Here is an 18,179-nt window from a genome sequence, read left to right on the forward strand (position 1 = left end):
CCTTCGCCGGCCAGCACATGCTGAACCTGCTGCTGGCGGTGGCCATGATTGGCTTCGGCGCCATCTTCTGCCTGTCGCAGGCCTGGCTGCCCTTCCTGCTGATGCTGGCGATCGCCTTCGTGCTGGGCGTGCTGATCATCATCCCGATCGGCGGCGCGGACATGCCGGTGGTGGTGTCGATGCTCAACTCGTACTCGGGCTGGGCGGCGGCCGGCATCGGCTTCTCGCTCAACAACCCGATGCTGATCATCGCCGGCTCGCTGGTGGGGTCCTCCGGCGCCATCCTCTCGTACATCATGTGCAAGGCGATGAACCGCTCCTTCTTCAACGTGCTGCTGGGCGGCTTCGGCGGCGCGCCCGCGGCGGCCGCGGCCGGCGGCCAGGCGCAGCGCAACGTCAAGTCCGGCTCGGCCGACGACGCGGCCTTCCTGATGGGCAATGCCGAGACCGTGATCATCGTGCCGGGCTACGGCCTGGCGGTGGCGCGGGCGCAGCATGCGCTCAAGGAACTCACCGAGAAACTGGTCGAGCGGGGCGTGACGGTGAAGTACGCCATCCACCCGGTGGCGGGCCGCATGCCGGGCCATATGAACGTGCTGCTGGCCGAAGCCGAGGTGCCCTACGACCAGGTCTTCGAGATGGAAGACATCAACAGCGAGTTCGGCCAGGCGGACGTGGTGCTGGTGCTGGGCGCCAACGACGTGGTGAACCCGGCCGCCAAGACCGACCCCGCCTCGCCGATCGCCGGCATGCCGATCCTGGAGGCCTACAAGGCCAAGACCATCATCGTGAACAAGCGTTCGATGGCCGCCGGCTACGCCGGCCTGGACAACGAACTGTTCTACATGGACAAGACCATGATGGTGTTCGGCGACGCCAAGAAGGTGGTCGAGGACATGGGCAAGGCGGTCGACTAGACACGGTGCAGGCCGCGGACGTCATCTGCCTTGGCGGGATTTACGCGGCTCGTAGAAGGTGATACAGCCTGGGACTGTCAGTCGACAGTCGTCCAACCGGCGACCGAGAGACCAACCGGTGGTGCCCCTTGCAGGCTAGCGGTGCACCGCACGTGGGACAAACGCGCTTTCGCCTCCGCCAGATGCGGCCCTAGTGATCCGGCATCAAAGGCCGTTCATTCGAACGGGAGATCTCCGTGGCGGTGGCGGGCGCGTCCCCTTCGTCCTGCACTACGACTTGCAAGCGCTGATACGCACGGCCGCCCTCCTTCCCTGAACATGCTGCGGCGACCAGTCTACGCCTGGAGCTGTCGCAGCCAATCATTGACGAGGTACAACTCAGCCAGGTAATCAGTGCGCCTCGGATGCGCTGAACCGTCGCCTGTAGTAACCCGGGCTGGTTCCAAGCCGAGTCCTGAAATGATTGCGCAAGGTGGCTGCAGCACCAAAACCGACTTGCACCGCGATTTCATCCACGGACAAACCGGTCTCTTCGAGCAATGCCCTGGCGCGGCCGAGGCGCTCGGAAAGCAGCCACTCCCCTGGCGGCATCCCCATCGTACTGACAAAGTGCCGCTGAAAGGTTCGGGCACTCATCGCCGTTTGCTTTGCCATTTTGACAATCGACCAGCCTTCGTCCAGTGTTGCGCGCACCGCGTCCACCAAGGGTGCCAGCGAAGAGCCGCTACGCTTTGAGACCGGCTCGTCGATATATTGGGCCTGCCCGCCTTCGCGGTGGGGTGGCATGACAAGCCGGCGTGCGACCTGATTGGCTGCGCGCGGCCCAAGGTCCCGGCGAATCAGGTGGAGGCACAAGTCGATTCCCGCCGCACTACCGGCAGACGTGAGGACATCGCCGGCATCGACGTAGAGCACGTCCGCTTCCACTTGGACGTCCGGATATCGCGCCGCGAGCGCTGCGGCATGACGCCAGTGCGTAGTCGCACGCTTTCCGTCGAGCAACCCCGCTGCCGCCAAGACAAAGGCGCCCGTGCAGATCGACATGACGCGCGCCCCGCGTTTGTTCGCCTTCCTCAACGCGCGGCAGAGTTCCGGCGGGACGTCCGCTTCGATACCGCGCCACCCCGGGATAATGATGGTCTTCGCTTTGGCCAGGAGTTCGAGGCCGCCGTCAGCCTGTACCTGGATGCCACCCGAACCGCGCAACCGTCCCGACTCGGCGGAACAGGTCGTGAAGCGATACCAGCTGTCGCCCATTTCAGGTCTTGGCAGACCGAACACTTCAACGGCGCAGCCATATTCAAAGAGGCTCAGGCCGTCATACACGACGACGGCAACCAGTCCGGCGTTGACAGACGATTGTGATTTGGTCTTTGGCACGATAGGGACGAAAACTGGCATTGATGCCACTAGCGATTGATTTTGCTCCATCTGCACTACGTCTCGCAAGACTCTCCCCCATGTCTGTTGCGGGTGCTGCGATCCGGGTCGCCGCCACTCCCCCCCAAGTTGGCACGATCTTAACGCAAATTGTCGTTCGTGCCACTGGTGAGTTTGATTTGCACTGCTTATCCTGTGGTCGGTGGTTCGCGGTACGGCAAGCGACACGCGTCCGCCAGCAAGTTCAACCCACAGAGAGAGTGAAAGTGAAAGACAAACTATTCATGCTTCGCCCCGGCTTTTTTTCAGGCTCGGAAGGTCCGTTCTATTGCGGAGATTCCGTTGCCGTTGAAGGCCTGCTCGGCTTCTTCCCGCAGTTGCGCAATGAAGTTGATGTCGAATACATCGATGCGCCCCGCCCTCGCATGGCAATTGTCGGACTGATTGGCGAGGCGAACCAGTCCGCCCCCGTCCTGGTGCTCGGCGCCGGGCGCGCGCCGGTCGATGACGGTGTGGAGATTCACGTACACGGCCAGGCGCGTTTTATCGACTCGCCCGACCATATCCGTCGATACCTGTCGTCGCAGTACGGTGTGGCGCGTCCCGCCTCCTGACTACAGCCCAACCCGGCTCATGCGTGAAGAGGCCTTCCATGCACCCCCGGCGGGCCATCGCAACCATTGCGATCGGCGGCATCGTCTACCGCAACATTGCGGCACCCATGCGTGGCGGGCCTCGACTTCGGCTCTGCTCGGTAATCGCTTCAGGCAATCGCCCGAAGTCCCTTGAATAAGCTATGGATTCTCCAATGTCTTCGCCCAAGCACGCCAAGGTCCTGATTCTCGGCTCCGGCCCTGCCGGCTATACCGCCGCCGTCTATGCGGCGCGCGCCAACTTGTCGCCGGTGCTCGTCACGGGCCTGGCGCAAGGCGGCCAGCTGATGACCACGACCGATGTCGAAAACTGGCCGGCGGACGCTACGGGGGTGCAGGGCCCAGAGCTGATGCAGCGCTTTCTCGACCATGCGGAGCGCTTCAACACCGAGATCGTGTTCGACCACATCCACACGGCAAAGCTCGACGGCAAGCCGATTCGCCTGATCGGCGAATCCGGCGAGTACACCTGCGACGCGCTGATCATCGCGACCGGCGCATCCGCACAGTATCTCGGCCTGCCGTCCGAGGACGCCTTCATGGGCCGCGGCGTGTCCGCCTGCGCGACCTGCGATGGCTTCTTCTACCAGCAGCAGCATGTGGCCGTGGTTGGCGGGGGCAATACGGCAGTCGAGGAAGCACTGTATCTGGCCGGCATCGCGAAAAAAGTCACGGTGATCCATCGCCGCGACAAGTTCCGTGCCGAGCCGATCCTGGTCGACCGTCTGCTCGAGAAGGAGAGGCAAGGCGCCATCGAGATCAAATGGAACCACGTGCTCGACGAAGTGAATGGCGACGCGGCCGGCGTGACCGGCCTGCGCCTCAGGCATGCGCAAACCGGCGAGATCGCTGACCTCGCGGTGCAAGGCGTCTTCATCGCCATCGGCCACAAGCCGAACACCGATCTCTTCAAGGGCCAGCTCGAGATGGCGAACGGCTACATCATCACCAACGGCGGCCTCTGCGGCAACGCCACGGGCACGAGCGTGCCGGGCGTGTTCGCGGCAGGCGACGTGCAGGACCATATCTATCGGCAGGCGATCACCAGCGCCGGCACGGGCTGCATGGCCGCGCTCGATGCGCAGCGCTATCTGGATCTCGCGGCTGCATGAGCATGGTCACCCATCGCAACAGCATGGCGTCGCGTCACCGATAAGCAAGCTCCTCTTCGACAACAACATGACAAGCTCACTAGCCTCTTCCCTGCTACGCCCGGTCCCCTACATGGGCGTGATCCACGTCGTTCACGAAGCCGTCAAGCTCGGCTTCCGGAACGGCCATCCCGACTGGTGCAATCTCGGCCAGGGGCAGCCTGAAATCGGGCCCATGGCAGGCGCGCCGGAACGGCTGGCTTCGCTGCAGTTCGACGTGGCCGATTGCGCCTACGGGCCGGTCGGCGGCATCGATGCGCTGCGTCAGGCGGTTGCGGACGATTACAACCGTCGCTATCGTCGCGGCAAGGCATCGCAGTACACGAAGGACAATGTCGCAATCGCCTCCGGTGGGCGGCTTGCGCTGTCGCGCCTGCTCGCCACCCTGGGAGAAATTCGTCTGGGCCACATCGTGCCCGACTACACCGCCTACGAAGATCTGATCGCTTACCACCGCCACCGCTTCACGCCGGTCACGCTGCCGGTGGGGCCCGAAGACGGCTTTGCCATCCCGGCGCAGGCGCTCGAGGGATTGATCGCCAGGGAAGAACTGAACGCGCTGCTGTGGAGCAATCCCAACAACCCCACGGGCGCCGTGGTGCGTGGTGAAGCACTGGCGCAGTATGTGGCGGCGGCGCGCAACACGGGCTGCTGGATGCTGCTCGACGAATTCTATTCGCACTTCGTGTTCGAAGATGGCCACGCCCCCGCTGACCATCCGGTCTCTGCCGCCGAATTCGTCGAGGACGTGGAGACGGACCCGGTCGTCATCGTCGACGGCCTGACGAAGAATCACCGTTACCCCGGCCTGCGCGTAGGCTGGGTGGTGGGGCCGACCGACGTGATCGACATGATCAGCCGTGCGGCAAGCGCCATCGACGGCGGCCCGCCGACGATCGTGCAACGGCTTGCCGTGCAGGCGCTGCAACACGACCGTGCGGATCAGGAAACGTCCGCATTGCGGGAAATGTTCGCCAGGAAGCGCCGCATCATGCTCGACGCGCTGACCGAAATGGGCGTCGAAATCCCCTGCCCCGGCAACGGCACGTTCTATCTGTGGGGCCGGGTGCATCGGCTGCCCGCGCCGCTGAACACCGCGGACACCTTCTTTACCGAGGGTCTCAAGCGCAAGGTCATGACCGTGCCCGGCAGGTTCTTCGACGTCAATCCGGGCAAGCAGCGAACGACCGGGTATATCGACGCAAGCTGGGTGCGCTTCTCGTTCGGCCCGCCCGAGCCCAATCTCCGCATGGGACTGGAGCGCCTGGGCGACATGGTCAACAGCGCCAGACGAGGGTAATCCGGATGTCCCCCGATACCTACCTCTCGCACGGCGTCATCGATCCCGACGATTTCGGCGGCGCCGTCAATCCGCCGGTCTTCCACGCGTCGACCGTGACGTTTCGCAATCTCGACGACATGGAAGCGCGCGGGCGTGCCATGTCGGGCGCCGACACGGATGTCATGTGGTACGGCCGCAAAGGCACGCCGACCACCTTCGCGTTGCAGAATGCCTTGGCCCAACTCGAAGGCGGGCACCGCTCGCTGCTGGTGTCGTCGGGCCTGGCGGCGTGTACGAGCGCGATCATGGCGTTCGTCAAAGCCGGCGATCACATCCTGGTGAGCGACAGCGTCTATGGCCCGACGCGCCACTATGTCGAAACGGTACTGGCCCGCTGCAACGTGTCTGCGACGTTCTACGACCCCACGCTTGGGCCCGACATCGCGGCCTTGTTCCGTCCGACCACGACCCTCGTGTTCGCCGAGTCACCGGGTTCGCAGACGTTCGAAATGCAGGACATTCCTGCCATTGCGAAGGTCGCACACCGGCATGGCGCGGTCGTCGTGATCGACAACACGTGGGCCACGCCCTTGTTCTTCAAGCCATTCGAGCACGGCGTGGATGTCTCCGTGCATGCGGGAACGAAATACATCGTTGGGCATTCGGACGCTTTGATGGGTGTGATCACGACCAACCGCGAGTCATGGAACACGGTGCGCGAATATGTCTTCGCCACTGGCCAGCACGCGGGCCCGGACGACGTTTATCTCGCGCAGCGGGGCTTGCGGACGATGGCCGTGCGCCTTGAGCGGCATCAGCGTAGCGGACTGGCCATTGCCGATTGGCTGGCGGGCCGTCCGGAGGTGGCCCAGGTGTTGCACCCCGGGCTCCCAGGTGCGCCGGGCCACGCACTCTGGCGTCGGGATTTCACCGGGGCTTCAGGATTGTTCAGCGTCGTACTCAAGCCTGGATATGGGCGCGAGGCGTTCCGCGCCTTCATCGACGACCTGAAGTTGTTCCGCCTGGGCTTTTCCTGGGGCGGATTCGAGAGCCTGGTGATGCCCTTCGATCCCAGGGAGGAGCGTCCCGCAGCCGCCTGGCCGTATGCCGGCCAGGCATTCCGATTGCACGTGGGCCTTGAGGCCAAGGAGGACTTGATCGCCGATCTGGAAGCCGCGTTCCGCCGACTTGTCGGGCAATAGCGTTGCCCTTCAAAAAAAATATCTATTCCTACATTGGAGACAAGGCATGAAATCCCTGAAGTTGCTGTTGCAAAGCGCGTGCATCGCGACCCTCCTGAATGTCATGGCGCCTGCCGTGCACGCTGAAGATCTGCTGGATTCGGTCAAATTCAGCGGTGTCCTGAAAGTCGGCATGGAGGGCACTTACCCACCCTTTGGCTATCGCAATGGCGACGGTCAGCTCGACGGCTTTGACGTGGCCGTAGCCAAAGCCGTGGCCGACAAGATGGGGCTCAAGATCCAGTTCATCACCACCGAGTGGAGTGGCATCATTGCCGGCCTGCAAGCCGGCAAGTTCGACGTCATCGTCAACCAGGTGAGCATCACGCCGGCGCGCCGCCAGGCTCTGGATTTCACCCAGCCATACGTCTATTCCGCGGTCCAGGTACTTCAGCGCAGCGATGACAAGCGCGAGTTCCAATCGCTGGAAGAACTGAAGGGAAAATCCGTCGGCGTCACCCTGGGCAGCAATTATGCCGAACTGGCGAAATCTGTGCCGGGTATCCTGGTGCAAACCTATCCGGGTACGTCGGAAAACCTGCGTGACCTGGCGGCCGGGCGCATCGATGCCGCCCTCAATGACCGCCTGATGCTGCCGTACCTGATCAAGAACTCCAAGATGCCGCTACGCACCGGCGCGCTGCTCGCTGGCACGAAGCTAGAGATGGGCATCCCGTTCCGCAAGGGCAATCCCAAGTTTGCCAAAGCCATTGACGACGCGCTGAACGCGTTGCAGCAGGATGGCACATTGCGCAAGCTGTCCATCCAGTGGCTGGCTACCGACGCCAGCAGACCCATCGCCCAGTAATCGCTGCCACGCCGGCCGGCTCGTTCCATTGCTGCAGGCATGGGCCTGGCCGGCCACGCGGCCACTGCTACGGATTGAATCATGGAATCTCTTGATCTAGTTATTCATGCATCGCCTGTACTCCTGCACGGAGCGGCGATCACCGTGAAATTTGCCTTGGCGTCGATGGTGTTCGGCCTGCTGGTCGGGATCGTGGTCGCCATCATGGGTATCAGCACCAGTCCAATCCTGGGCGGCATTGCCCGCACCTATGTCAGTGTCATGCGCGGCACGCCCCTGCTGGTGCAGATGTTCGTCGTCTACTATGGCCTGCCAGACCTCGGCATTTCCCTGGATCCCACCAGCGCCGGCATTCTTACCCTTACGGCCAATGCCGGCGCGTACCTGTCGGAGAGCATGCGCGGCGCGATTCTCGGTATCGGCAGAGGGCAATGGAGCGCAGCGCACAGCCTCGGGCTGAGCCATCTGCAGACACTGCGCTACATCGTCTGCCCGCAGGCCTTGCGGCTTGCCGTGCCAAGTCTCGGCAACACGCTCATCAGCCTGATCAAGGATACGTCGCTGGTGTCAGTCATCACCGTGACAGAGTTGCTCAGGTCGTCCCAGGAGATCATCGCATCCACGTTCCAGCCGCTTCCCCTGTATCTGTCGGTAGCGGCGATCTACTGGCTGCTCAGCACCGGATTGTCATGGGTGCAGCGTCGCCTCGAGGCGCGTCTGACACTGCCCGTGACGCGTTGATTTAACGGGTCGGAACCCCGAAGAAAGCAATCTGCAAGTAGGAGACAAAACAATGATCGCGCTCGAAGGCGTATCGAAGTGGTACGGTCAGTTCAAGGTGCTTGATGCGTGCAGCACCCAGGTAGAAAAAGGCGAGGTCGTGGTCATCTGCGGCCCTTCCGGATCAGGAAAATCCACGCTGATCAAAACGGTCAACGGCCTCGAGCCGTTTCAGCAGGGCCGGATCAGTGTGGACGGTGTGATGGTCGGCGATCCGAAGATCAAGCTCGCCCAGTTGCGTGCGCGGGTTGGCATGGTGTTTCAGCATTTTGAGCTGTTCCCGCATCTGTCCATTCTCGACAACCTGTCCCTGGCGCAGGTCAAAGTGTTGAAACGCCGCAAAGCGGAGGCACAGGAGAACGGCATGCGGCTGCTCGAACGCGTCGGCCTGAAAGCGCATGCGCGGAAATACCCCGGGCAGCTTTCGGGCGGGCAACAACAGCGTGTTGCGATTGCGCGCGCGCTGTCGATGGATCCGATCGCCATGCTGTTCGACGAACCGACATCGGCGCTCGATCCCGAAATGATCAATGAGGTGCTGGACGTCATGGTCGAACTGGCACGCGAGGGCATGACGATGATCTGCGTCACCCATGAAATGGGGTTCGCGAAAAAGGTCGCCAGCCGCGTGATTTTCATGGATGGCGGCGCCATCGTCGAAGATGCCGGCAAGGAAGCCTTCTTCGGCGACCCGAAGTCGGCCCGTGCGAAGGAATTCCTCGCAAAGATTCTGCATTGACTCACACCAGCTTGCATGAAGGCGGGGGAAGTCGAGGGCGATCAAGGTCCCCGCTGACAACACCCGCCGCCTCCCCATCTTGGTCCACCTCCCCAAAAATCGAAATCATGAAGATCACGGATCGCCTTGCCTCTTTCTCCCGCCTCGATCTGGTCGGCGCGGCCACGCCCCTGCAAAAGCTCGATCGCCTGTCCGGGATGCTCGGGCGCGACATCTACATCAAGCGGGATGACACCACGCCACTTGCGTTTGGCGGAAACAAACTGCGCAAGCTTGAGTTCCTGGCGGCTGACGCCTTGCGCCAGGGCGCCGATACGCTGGTAACGGCCGGAGCCATACAGTCGAATCATGTCCGGCAGACGGCCGCGCTGGCGGCCCGTCTTGGGCTACGCTGCAGCGCTTTGCTGGAAAACCCGACCGGCACGGCAGACAGCGACTACCTGCACAGCGGCAACCGCCTGCTGCTCGATCTGTTCGACGCCCAGGCCGAGCCGGTTGCCAGTCTCGACAACGCCGACGCACAGTTGCAAGCCCTTGCGGAACGGCTGCGTAGCGAGGGGCACAAGCCTTATGTCATCCCAATCGGCGGGTCCAATCCGCTGGGGGCATTGGGGTATGTACGTGCCGGCCTGGAACTGGCCCAGCAAGCCGAAGCGATGGGTCTTGCATTCTCGGCGGTCGTGCTGGCGTCCGGCAGTGCCGGAACCCATGGCGGGCTTGCGTTAGCGCTCGCACACGCGATGCCGGGTACACCGGTCGTCGGCGTTACCGTGTCGCGCAGCGTCGCGGCGCAAACGCCGAAGGTGGCTGGGCTGATCGAGGGTACTGCTGCGCTGCTCGATGTCGAGGTGCCGGCAGGGCTGAAAGTCGAGCTGTGGGACGAGTACTTCGCACCTCGCTATGGTGAACCCAACCAGGCTGGGCTGGAGGCCATCCGCATCCTGGCCGGTACCGAAGGCGTGTTGCTCGATCCCGTTTATACGGGGAAGGCGATGGCCGGCCTGCTCGATGGTGTCGCGCGCCGGCGCTTTACCGGCGATGGCCCGGTGTTGTTCCTGCATACCGGCGGTGCGCCGGCGTTGTTTGCGTATCGCAATGCAATCAACATGGAAATACGGACAGCGGCTACGACGATCCCAACGACGTCCGCGTTCTGACCCATGGCGCATTAGATCTCGTTGGCGTTGCAAACGACCAGAACGACCTTCCTTTCGATACCGAATGGGGGCTCGACTGGGCGTACATCGGGCGAATGTTGCGACACGTCGATCAGGCTATGACGCCTCTGGCGTATCGGATCGGCATTCGAACCGTGGGATCCGTTCGTCCGCTTTTGACGATCAGCAAGGGGAAAAAGGCCCCGTCACCAAGATGGGTGAGGCCTTTGCGTTGCAGGCCGCCGAGGCAGCTCAAAGAGCATGTGATGGATGCATGCGAGCATTCTGCAAGACTGCCTGCACCACTGCGCAAGAAGGCCTTTGTTACATACCGTTGGACTGTCTTTAGAACTTGTGGCGAATACCTGCGGCGACACCAAGCATATTGCTTTGACCGCTGGCAAGCGTGTAGCTATTGCCAAGGGACAGGCAGTTGGCAAAGCCGATCATCGCAGAATCCAGTCCCAGACCCGCATTCTTTGAATATGCCATGGTCAGGTAGACATCAATCCGCTGGTCGACGCCGGCTACCTGGCCGGCAACCCGCTCTCGCTGGCGCGCAGCCGGCGCGGCGCGGCCACGCCGCGCATCTCGCGCTACCTGAGCCACGACCTGAAGCAACTCAAGCAGCACTTGTTTGGCGCCGATACCCGTACCACCACATCCGCGCCAATTTATGGCGCAGTTAGACAAACTGCGCCATAATCGCGCCACCGTTTAAACGAACTGCGCCACAGCCCACATGTCCACCGCCAATGCACTGCTAGAAAGCGTTCGGAAAGCCTCCGCGGGATTGATGCTCGCGGAGTTGCTTGCACAGCATCCCGACGTTGCGCGACGGACAGCACAACGCTGGATCAGCCAATTGATCGATAGTGGACAGATCAGAGCGATCGGCGAAGGGCGCGCCCGCCGTTATCTTCCAGTGAAATCGGCAGCGATTGCCCCGGCTGCCACTGAGGAAGACCGCCTCCCAAGTTACATCCCGCTTTCCGCCGACAGCCGCGATATCGTGGCGTATATCGACCAGCCGCCGGAGGCGCGGAAGCCCGTGGGTTACCAACGCGAATTTCTTGACGTCTATCGGCCCAATGTCACTTGGTATCTGTCGGAATCGCTGCGGCGTCAGCTACACAAGATGGGCAAGACCGCGCAGGCTGATGCACCCGCTGGAACCTATAGCAGGGCAATTCTGAACCGGCTCCTGATCGACCTATCATGGGCATCGAGCCAATTGGAGGGGAACACCTATTCCCGGCTGGACACCCGTGAGTTGATCGAGCACGGGAAAGTCGCGCAAGGCAAGGCGGCCATTGAGACCCAGATGATCCTCAACCACAAGACTGCCATCGAGTTGCTGGTGGAGAACATCGGTACGGTCGGTTTTGACCGCTACACCTTGATGAACCTGCATAGCGCCTTGTCGGAGAACCTGTTGCCTAACCCTGCCGATGAAGGCCGGATTCGCCAGCACGCCGTGGACATTGGCCAAAGTGTTTACCGTCCCCTGTCCGCACCACAACAGATCGACGAGGCGCTGAATGTCCTGCTCGAGAAGGTGAATCAGATTGCCGATCCCTTCGAACAGTCATTCTTCGTGATGGTGCATCTGCCGTACCTGCAGCCATTCGCCGATATCAACAAACGCACCTCGCGCCTGGTGGCCAATTTGCCGCTGTTCCGCGCAAACCTTTGTCCGCTCACTTTCCTCGATGTGCCGGAGCACGCTTACAGCCGCGCCATCCTCGGCATGTATGAGATGGCCCGCGTCGAGTTGCTGCGCGATCTCTATGTTTGGGCCTACGAGCGGTCGACGCAAGAGTATCTGGCCATCAAGCAGGATCTGGCGGAACCAGATCCGCTGCGACTTGCCTGGCGTGATCTGATCAAACAAGCGATCCGGGACGTCGTGATGCAACCCAATCAGGATGCACTAACAGTGATTCGGCAGGCGGTCATGGCAAGAGTGCCGGAAGCCGAGCGCGACAATGTGCAAGCGCTGATCGTGGAAGAGCTCCGGCGCCTGCACGAGGGTGTGCTGGCACGCTACGGCTTGCGCCCCTCGGAGCTCACCGTTTGGAAAGCAGTCCAAATGGCGGGGCCGCCCAACTGATCGCATTGCCGCGGCGCGAGATGGGAAGCACTCAGCTTTGTCTCCTCGGCGCATGGCGCAAGATCCTGCGATACGCACGACAAAAGCACTTTCTTCGCGCCCTCAGCCACATGAGCCACCAGCAGGTCGACCTGCGCCTCGTGCGGGACAATGTCGGGCACGCGTGCGTTGCGACCACAAGCGCCTGCCTGCACACGGAAGACAACGTGCGACACACGGCTACGCAGGAACGGCACTGAATCGCGTGGAAACGCTAGCATTGGCGCCCCTTTGTTGCCAGACTTCGGTTTTCCGCTTCGGCAAACGCATTCTTGAACTCGGGAAGGCGACCGGCTTGTCCCAAGAGGCATTTGCCGATAGGGTTGGCTTTGCACGGACCTATATGCGTCGGATTGAAACGGTACCAGCCACTCCGATGCGCTGCCGGGATCTTTGTGCCTGAGCAATTCAAGACTCTAGCCCTTCAAGCAAAAGCTCACCTCGGACCCAGCTAGCGTACCCAATTCTGCGAGACATCGATTGAGCCGCCAAAGATATTTGGAGACCCGCGGTTGGCGGGCAAAGGCAGCAAAAGTTCAATGCCGGGCAGATGGCTTAGGCAGAAGTTGAGGGGCGGCGGAGCTGACGCGCTACCGTCGTGCCCACGGCCCTGCCCGCAGCACCCTTGCCCGCCGAGGACGCTCCCTCGTGCTGCCGGCCATCGGCCAGATCTGGGCGGCGCGCTGCATCTGGTGCTGAAGGAGAGATTCGCGCCGGCTGCCGAGCGGCGGCGCGCGCGTGGCCCCGAATGGGAAAGCCAAATTCACGCTGGCCACCTCCGGCGCCTACCTGCATACAGAGGACGATGCCCGGCACGCGGCCACGCAGGAGCTGCTCTGAATCGGCTGGACGCCAACCACTGCAGTGCCAGCCGAGCCGGAGGCGGTGCCGTTGGACTCCACTGCCGGCACGCCCTGCAAACTTTCACGTTCGTGAAAGTATCCGTGGCCCTGTCACTCGGCCCTCGTGGCTACGCTCGGCGGGTACGGCAGACGGACAGGACCCCGCGTTCGTCACGCGAGAGGGGTTAGGTTCGGCGCGGGTGGCGCCAAACCCGTGCCGAGCCGTCTATTGCGGAAACGAGGCGCGGTACGCCAGTGCACCACCGGCGGATGGGATGGACGTCCTGCGCAGGCGGAAGGCCCTGCCGGCCGGCGACCCTGGCGCCACGTCGCGCCCCTGGCAGATATCTTGATCTACCCAACCTCGGATCAAGGTTGGGTAGAAATTCTGGCGATTAATTGCATTCTTGCACCATAGGCATATGGCACGTTCACCGTTCGTCTTCACGCGAGCCTGCGTGAGCGCGCATGGGGCAGCGCTCGGGTTTCGGGGCGAATTTTCCCTCGCCCAGCTTCGCCCATCCATTGACTCCACGCGCACCATGAAAGTGCTTCTTGAGACGCTAATTTTTCATATAATATAAGATATATGATTGTAACTTATAGAAATCTGCAAGGAATTTTCGCCTTACATGGGAACTACTCGTCGGTTGAAGGGATGGCTCTTTGCCTGCAAATTGGTGTCCCGCCTAGCCTTGCGGTCGTCGATTCTTTAAGATAAATGGATGTAACTAAAATGAGGTCGTTATGACTTCCTGGGGATTCTACGGACGGACGGGGACGCTGGAGACGCTCGACCGGATTGTCCATGGTCCAAACTGGTTCTTCTGCCGCATCCAAGGCCGACGACGCATCGGCAAGACGACCCTGCTGCGCGAGCTCTCCAGGAGCGAGCCGTCGTTACTCGCCCGAATGGTCTACATGCAGATACCGGACTCGGACGAGCGAGATGTGGCGGCTGGGTTTCGTCGGGCGCTGGAAGACTGCGAATCCCAAACCGCCAATGCACTGGCCCCGCAAGTCACTGACTTCGCCTCGATGGCTGGCGTGATCGGCGATCTATGCCGCAGCGGCGTGATCGTTGTGCTGGACGAATTCCAGTACTTCACGCAGGCCAGGCTCTACGCCTTCAACTCATTCCTGCAGGAGCAAGTGGACCGGTTGCGCGATACGCAAGGGGGCGGGCTATTTGTCCTCGGCTCCCTGCAGTCGGAGATGAGCGCTCTCCTCGGCGATAAGGGTGCGCCGCTATTTGGGCGGCTTACGGCGACTATCGATCTGCAGCACTGGGATTTCGAGGACTTGACCGAGGTGTATCGCGCGCACGACATCCGCGACCCGCACCATTGGCTCACGCTCTGGGGCTTCTTCGAGGGCGTTCCCAAGTTTTACCGGGACGCGTATGACCAGGGCCTATTTCAGGTGGGCGCCGGGTTTCAGGAGGCCTTGCTCGAGCGGATGTTCCTGCGTGAAGGCAGCCCTCTGGCCGAGGAGGCGGACACGTCCTTCCTTCGCGAAGTGAAGGGCAGGCTGCTCTCGGTACTGAACTTCCTCGCAGAGCATCCGGGCTCGAGCCACGGGCAACTGGTCGACACACTGCTGCGGGATGAGGACGCCGCGTCGTTGAAGGCCACGGTCAAACGTTTGGTCGACAACTACCATATGGTCGACAAACGCCACCCGGTGTTTTCAGAGAGCAAGAGCCGCAACGCCCGCTATTACATCACCGACAACTTTCTGCAGGCATGGCTGTCGGTCGTGAAGCCGGCGCGGGACGCTTCCCGCATGCGCCCACTATCGAAGGCGATCGATCTGACGCTGCCCCGGCTGCACGGGCACGAGGGATACGCCTTCGAGAAGCTGATTCGTCAGTTGCACGTGGAGTGCTCGCGAAAGGGCGTGGGCGACTTCTCGCTGACCTCGATCGAACTGGGCTACTGGAATCGGCCGCGGGACGAACGGAACGCGATCGAAATCGACGTTGTCGCACTCGACGAAGACACGCGGCGCATCCGCTTCGGCTCCTGCAAGCGCAGCGCGAGCAAGCACATCCGGTCCTCGCTTGCCGAGTTCGAGCGACACATCGAGCGGTTCATGTCGACAAAGGAAGGGCGCCGGGTAAAAGGATGGACGTTGACCAAGGCCCTGTTCTCTCCAGTCTTTTCCGAAGAAGAGGCTCGGGTGTTGACGAGCGCCGGCTACCAGTGCCTGGACTTGCCGGCGTATGCACGGATACTGGCGTCTCCGCGGTCGGCGTGATGCTCCAGCCGAGCCTTAGCCTTTCCACTGCCCGGTACAGATACTTCCATTGGCCACGCACCAGGATGCAGGTCGCGTCCATGCGCCAGCTTCTACCCACCGGGCGCTTGCGACGACGAAACACCTTGTGCAGTTCCGGCAGCAGCTTGAGCGCCCACCCCGCTCAGACCTTTACTTCAAACAAGCAGCCGGACAGCGGCGCCTTGGCCAGCGTTTCCAGCGGCACCTGTTGACGCGAGGAGGTGATGTAGAGCGTGTCGAGGCTAGCGCCGCCGAGCGCCACATCGCTGGGGCACGGCACCGGCATGCCCACCACGCGATCGAGCGTGCCGTCGCGCGTGAATCGCACCACGCTCCAGCCTTCGCACAGTGCAGTCCAGATGCCGCCGCCGGCGTCCAGCGCAAGCCCGCTCAGCTTGCCCGCGCCCGGCGGCATGCTGGCCAGCCGGCGCACCGCGGATGAGCCGGGTTGCAGCATCAGGATGGCACCGGAGGCGGGCGTGGTGGCATAGAGCGTGTCATCCGCTGCGCTCCAGCACAGCGCCTGCACGGCCTCGCCGATATGCCAGCGCGCGTCGAGGCTGCCGTTCGCGCGCAGCAGGCCCACCGACGACCCTCCCTCCGCCGATTCCATCGCGGCCCACACGGCTTGCGTGACTTGCGCGCCGTCGCCAGCATCGCCACCATCGCAAAACGCCTGCAGCGGCGTGCGAGGCCAGCCCTCCAGCGGGCGCCGGCTGCCGTCCGCCGCGATGGCGACCGCGCCATCGTCATGCATGGCCCAGACCTCATCACCGCGCAGCAGCATGCCCTTCACAGGCGCTTCCAGCCGCAGCAGCTGCTCGTCGCGCGCGGGATCCTGCGTGGTGTCCAGCATGCGCACCGAGGGCGCCAGCACGTCGGCCCAGTACAGCCGCTGGCGCTGCGCGCACCACAGCGGATGTCCGCCCTGGAAAGCCCACGGCCCGGGCACGGCCGTCACCGCGGCGTCGCCTGCCGGCGCGCGCACGCCTTCGAGTTGCGCACCGATACGGCGGGCTGCCTGCGCCACTTCCGGGCCCAGCAGCTCCAGGCGCGCCCGCGTGAGGCGGTAGGCGGGCCCGGCCACGCTGATGGCGCCGCGCACCGCTCCTTCGGGGTCGACGATGGGCGCGCCCACGCAGCGCACACCCATCACGATCTCTTCATCGTCAATCGAGTATCCGCGCGCCGCGGTGATATTGAGCTCCGCGTTGAGACGGCGGCGATCGGTGATGGTGAGCGGCGTGAGCGCCTTCAATGTCAGCTCGCGCACGATGGCATCGCGTGCCGGGCCCTCCATGGCCGAGAGGATGGCCTTGCCCTGGCTGGTGCAATGCACAGGCTTGCGCTGGCCAAGCACCGCGGCCGAGCGTTCGCTGTGGGCGCCGTCGCAGCGCTCCAGGGAGATCACCTCCAACCCGTCCAGCGTGGCGAGATAGCACGTCTCGCCGGTAAGGTCGCGCAGTCCGCGCATCTCGTGCGCGGCGGCGGCCACCAGGTCCGGCATGGCGTAGGCCTGGCGCGCCATCTCGAAGCAGCGAAAGCCCAGCCGGTACACCTTGCGCAGCGGATCGCGCCGCAGCATGCCACGCGCCACCAGCGTGGCCAGCAGGCGGTACACCGTGGTGCGCGGGAGCGCAAGCTGCGCGGCCAGGTCGCTCTGGCTGACGCCGCCGGGGGTGGCGCCAACCGCTTCCAGCACGTCGATGGCTTTCTCGATTGCGCCGGTACCGTCACCGGGATTCACGGACATGGTGGCTTGTCTCAATATATGGAAAAAATGAAGGAGTCTGGCGGGGCCGCTCCTCTGACGAGCATTTTAAGTTCCGGGGAAGTTCAATACCATTCAAACAGCCAGCACAGCTGACACGCGGCCAGATTTGTCCCACCGATTGGGACGAGGGCCGCCCCAACTACTTGCAACCCGGACAGCGCGCACCATGAGCACCAACCCCACCTTCACGCCTCCCCCGCCCCTGGCCAAGATCCCGCAGCGCGCCCCCGCGCCGTTCGTGCCGGATTCGGTACTTGACCGCCTGGCCAAGGTGACCAGCGGCTCGCTCACCACGCAGCTCTACATCAAAGGCTTCCGCCAGCCCGTATTGCACGGGCTGACGCCGCTGAACCCCAAGGTCAAGCCCTTTGCCGGGCGCGCGTACACCATGCGCTTCATCCCGGCGCGCGAAGATATCGACGTCTACGGCAACCTCACCACCGAGCCCTCCGCGGACAACCTGCAATGGGTGGGCGTGGAGCAGATCGAGCCGGGCCATGTGCTGGTGATCGACAGCAATCGCGACGGCCGCGCCGCGTCGATGGGGAATATGCTGATCACGCGCATGATGATGCGCGGCGCCCGCGCGGTCATCACCGATGGCAGCTTCCGCGACGGCACGGAACTCAGCCAGATGGATTTCCCGGTGTGGAGCACAGGCGTGACCGCCACCACGCGGCTGTCCTACCACCATGTGGCCGACCTGCAAGTGCCGATTGGCTGCGCCGGCGTGGCGATCTATCCCGGCGACGTGATCCACGGCGACGGCGACAACATCACCGTGATCCCGGCCCACCTGGCCGAGGAAATGGCCAACCTGTGCGAGAAGCGCGACGACATCGAAGCCTACCTGGCGCTGCGCGTGCAGGCCGGCGAAGCGCTGTGGGGCCTGTACCCGCCCAGCGAAGCGACGCGCGCGCAGCATCGCGAATGGGTTGCCGCCGGCCGCCCGCCGATTCCGGCAGCCAAGCCCGCCGGCAGCCGCTGAGTCCGCTGCATCCCCCAACCGGACACAAGACCCAA

15 protein-coding genes and 3 pseudogenes are annotated in these 18,179 nt (G+C 63.0%); 14 read left to right on the top strand and 4 right to left on the bottom strand.

The features are described 5' to 3' along the window. Window positions 1-917: NAD(P)(+) transhydrogenase (Re/Si-specific) subunit beta (locus tag AC3FOF_RS16210; RefSeq protein ID WP_488727117.1), on the top strand; the 917-nt coding region annotated here is incomplete at its 5' end. A gap of 390 nt (window positions 918-1,307) precedes the next feature. On the opposite strand, the gene ftrA is transcribed toward AC3FOF_RS16210, so the two are convergent. Next, window positions 1,308-2,318: a transcriptional regulator FtrA gene (ftrA, locus tag AC3FOF_RS16215; RefSeq protein WP_488727213.1), complete on the bottom strand. Its 1,011-nt coding sequence runs from the start codon at window positions 2,316-2,318 to the stop codon at window positions 1,308-1,310. A gap of 245 nt (window positions 2,319-2,563) precedes the next feature. Here ftrA and AC3FOF_RS16220 point away from each other — a divergent pair, with 245 nt between their 5' ends. The 9 genes and pseudogenes from AC3FOF_RS16220 to AC3FOF_RS16260 all read left to right on the top strand — a co-directional run. Beyond that, window positions 2,564-2,911: a DUF3088 domain-containing protein gene (locus AC3FOF_RS16220; protein ID WP_488727118.1), complete on the top strand. Its 348-nt coding sequence runs from the start codon at window positions 2,564-2,566 to the stop codon at window positions 2,909-2,911. A 194-nt stretch (window positions 2,912-3,105) separates the two neighbouring features. After that, window positions 3,106-4,062 (top strand): thioredoxin-disulfide reductase, encoded by a 957-nt coding sequence (trxB, locus tag AC3FOF_RS16225; RefSeq protein WP_276267840.1) that lies wholly within the window; start codon window positions 3,106-3,108, stop codon window positions 4,060-4,062. A 112-nt stretch (window positions 4,063-4,174) separates the two neighbouring features. Then, window positions 4,175-5,401, top strand: a complete 1,227-nt coding sequence (locus tag AC3FOF_RS16230; protein WP_488727119.1) for a pyridoxal phosphate-dependent aminotransferase — start codon at window positions 4,175-4,177, stop codon at window positions 5,399-5,401. A gap of 5 nt (window positions 5,402-5,406) precedes the next feature. Further along, the gene (gene metC, locus AC3FOF_RS16235; RefSeq protein ID WP_488727120.1) at window positions 5,407-6,585 is read left to right on the top strand and encodes a cystathionine beta-lyase; all 1,179 of its coding nucleotides are present in this window, start codon (window positions 5,407-5,409) and stop codon (window positions 6,583-6,585) included. A gap of 46 nt (window positions 6,586-6,631) precedes the next feature. Beyond that, window positions 6,632-7,432 carry a transporter substrate-binding domain-containing protein gene (locus tag AC3FOF_RS16240; RefSeq protein WP_488727214.1) on the top strand — a complete coding sequence of 267 codons (801 nt, stop codon included), beginning with the start codon at window positions 6,632-6,634 and terminating at the stop codon, window positions 7,430-7,432. A gap of 81 nt (window positions 7,433-7,513) precedes the next feature. Further along, complete coding sequence (locus AC3FOF_RS16245; RefSeq protein WP_035806877.1) at window positions 7,514-8,173, top strand: amino acid ABC transporter permease; 660 nt, start codon at window positions 7,514-7,516, stop codon at window positions 8,171-8,173. Window positions 8,174-8,225: 52 nt separating this feature from the next. Then, on the top strand, window positions 8,226-8,951 hold the full coding sequence (locus tag AC3FOF_RS16250; protein WP_017224765.1) for an amino acid ABC transporter ATP-binding protein: 726 nt from the start codon (window positions 8,226-8,228) through the stop codon (window positions 8,949-8,951). Between the two features lie 107 nt (window positions 8,952-9,058). Next, window positions 9,059-10,108, top strand: a complete 1,050-nt coding sequence (locus tag AC3FOF_RS16255; protein ID WP_488727121.1) for a D-cysteine desulfhydrase — start codon at window positions 9,059-9,061, stop codon at window positions 10,106-10,108. Next, window positions 10,066-10,285: pseudogene (locus tag AC3FOF_RS16260) on the top strand (ISKra4-like element ISBusp5 family transposase); the annotation flags it as partial. The gene AC3FOF_RS16255 and the pseudogene AC3FOF_RS16260, both read left to right, overlap by 43 nt. A gap of 168 nt (window positions 10,286-10,453) precedes the next feature. On the opposite strand, the gene AC3FOF_RS16265 reads toward AC3FOF_RS16260, so the two are convergent. Then, complete coding sequence (locus AC3FOF_RS16265; protein WP_488727122.1) at window positions 10,454-10,741, bottom strand: hypothetical protein; 288 nt, start codon at window positions 10,739-10,741, stop codon at window positions 10,454-10,456. A 109-nt stretch (window positions 10,742-10,850) separates the two neighbouring features. On the opposite strand from AC3FOF_RS16265, the gene AC3FOF_RS16270 reads away from it, so the two are divergent. The 3 genes and pseudogenes from AC3FOF_RS16270 to AC3FOF_RS16280 all read left to right on the top strand — a co-directional run bounded on the left by AC3FOF_RS16270 (window position 10,851) and on the right by AC3FOF_RS16280 (window position 15,361). After that, window positions 10,851-12,221 (top strand): Fic family protein, encoded by a 1,371-nt coding sequence (locus tag AC3FOF_RS16270; RefSeq protein ID WP_488727123.1) that lies wholly within the window; start codon window positions 10,851-10,853, stop codon window positions 12,219-12,221. Between the two features lie 86 nt (window positions 12,222-12,307). After that, window positions 12,308-12,460 (top strand): annotated as a pseudogene (locus AC3FOF_RS16275) (integrase); the annotation flags it as partial. A 1,389-nt stretch (window positions 12,461-13,849) separates the two neighbouring features. Next, window positions 13,850-15,361, top strand: coding sequence for an ATP-binding protein (locus AC3FOF_RS16280; protein ID WP_488727124.1), 1,512 nt, complete (start codon window positions 13,850-13,852; stop codon window positions 15,359-15,361). A 19-nt stretch (window positions 15,362-15,380) separates the two neighbouring features. Here AC3FOF_RS16280 and AC3FOF_RS16285 read toward each other — a convergent pair. Next, window positions 15,381-15,518: pseudogene (locus tag AC3FOF_RS16285) on the bottom strand (IS6 family transposase); the annotation flags it as partial. Between the two features lie 6 nt (window positions 15,519-15,524). Then, a complete protein-coding gene (locus tag AC3FOF_RS16290) occupies window positions 15,525-17,135 on the bottom strand; it encodes an IclR family transcriptional regulator domain-containing protein (protein ID WP_488727125.1) in 1,611 nt (536 codons plus the stop codon). A 187-nt stretch (window positions 17,136-17,322) separates the two neighbouring features. On the opposite strand from AC3FOF_RS16290, the gene AC3FOF_RS16295 reads away from it, so the two are divergent. Then, window positions 17,323-18,144, top strand: coding sequence for an RraA family protein (locus AC3FOF_RS16295; RefSeq protein WP_017230541.1), 822 nt, complete (start codon window positions 17,323-17,325; stop codon window positions 18,142-18,144). Window positions 18,145-18,179: the final 35 nt, after the last annotated feature.

This window comes from Cupriavidus sp. 96C5-1 (assembly GCF_057798855.1).

Excerpts from the sequence above, each read along its gene's own strand:
- ftrA (WP_488727213.1), bottom strand. The coding sequence starts at position 2,318 with ATGCCAGTTTTCGTCCCTATCGTGCCAAAGACCAAATCACAATCGTCT.
- trxB (WP_276267840.1), top strand. The coding sequence starts at position 3,106 with ATGTCTTCGCCCAAGCACGCCAAGGTCCTGATTCTCGGCTCCGGCCCT.
- AC3FOF_RS16230 (WP_488727119.1), top strand. The coding sequence starts at position 4,175 with ATGGGCGTGATCCACGTCGTTCACGAAGCCGTCAAGCTCGGCTTCCGG.
- metC (WP_488727120.1), top strand. The coding sequence starts at position 5,407 with ATGTCCCCCGATACCTACCTCTCGCACGGCGTCATCGATCCCGACGAT.
- AC3FOF_RS16240 (WP_488727214.1), top strand. The coding sequence starts at position 6,632 with ATGAAATCCCTGAAGTTGCTGTTGCAAAGCGCGTGCATCGCGACCCTC.
- AC3FOF_RS16245 (WP_035806877.1), top strand. The coding sequence starts at position 7,514 with ATGGAATCTCTTGATCTAGTTATTCATGCATCGCCTGTACTCCTGCAC.
- AC3FOF_RS16250 (WP_017224765.1), top strand. The coding sequence starts at position 8,226 with ATGATCGCGCTCGAAGGCGTATCGAAGTGGTACGGTCAGTTCAAGGTG.
- AC3FOF_RS16255 (WP_488727121.1), top strand. The coding sequence starts at position 9,059 with ATGAAGATCACGGATCGCCTTGCCTCTTTCTCCCGCCTCGATCTGGTC.
- AC3FOF_RS16270 (WP_488727123.1), top strand. The coding sequence starts at position 10,851 with ATGTCCACCGCCAATGCACTGCTAGAAAGCGTTCGGAAAGCCTCCGCG.
- AC3FOF_RS16280 (WP_488727124.1), top strand. The coding sequence starts at position 13,850 with ATGACTTCCTGGGGATTCTACGGACGGACGGGGACGCTGGAGACGCTC.
- AC3FOF_RS16290 (WP_488727125.1), bottom strand. The coding sequence starts at position 17,135 with ATGTCCGTGAATCCCGGTGACGGTACCGGCGCAATCGAGAAAGCCATC.
- AC3FOF_RS16295 (WP_017230541.1), top strand. The coding sequence starts at position 17,323 with ATGAGCACCAACCCCACCTTCACGCCTCCCCCGCCCCTGGCCAAGATC.